The organism is Seonamhaeicola marinus (genome assembly GCF_008085455.1).
Genome location: NZ_VSDQ01000403.1, coordinates 1 through 746, shown reverse-complemented (window position 1 = coordinate 746; position 746 = coordinate 1). Strand labels below are relative to the sequence as shown.

Below are 746 nucleotides of genomic sequence, written 5' to 3'. Positions count from 1 at the left end.
GCTAGTTTTTTGCACGTTTAAAAAGTTTACAAAAATACCTTGGGCTGTTTCGGGTCTTAGGTATAAATCCATAGCATTTTCGGCAGAAGCACCAAGTTTGGTACCAAACATAAGGTTAAACTGTTTTACGTCTGTCCAGTTTTTGCTTCCAGTTAATGGGTCTGCTATTTCTAATTCTTCTATTAAGGCTTTAACATCGGCTAAATCTTCGTTTTCTAAAGACTTTGCCATTCTAGATAGCGTGGTATCAATTTTTTCTTGATAACCTAAAACTCTAGCATTAGTTGTTACAAATTCTTCTTTATTAAAGGCTTCACCAAAACGCTTTGCGGCTTTAGCTACTTCTTTATCTATTTTTGCTTCAATTTTAGCACAATAATCTTCTATTAAAACATCAGCTCTGTAACGTTTTTTAGAATCTTTATTATCAATTAATGGGTCATTAAAGGCATCAACATGTCCTGAGGCTTTCCAAGTGGTTGGGTGCATAAAAATGGCAGCGTCAATGCCTACAATATTTTCATGCATTTGCACCATGGCTTTCCACCAATAGTCACGTATGTTTTTCTTAAGTTCAGCACCGTTTTGTGCATAGTCATAAACTGCGCTTAAACCATCATAAATTTCGCTACTTTGAAATACATACCCGTACTCCTTTGCATGCGATATAACCTTCTTAAATTTATCGTCTTGATTTGCCATAGCTGCAAAAATATAAAACCGACAATTAACTATTACAGTTCTTT

1 pseudogene is annotated in these 746 nt (G+C 34.9%); it reads right to left on the bottom strand.

The features are described from left to right. Positions 1-702 (bottom strand): annotated as a pseudogene (locus FUA24_RS05160) (glycine--tRNA ligase); the annotation flags it as partial. Positions 703-746 lie beyond the last annotated feature (44 nt).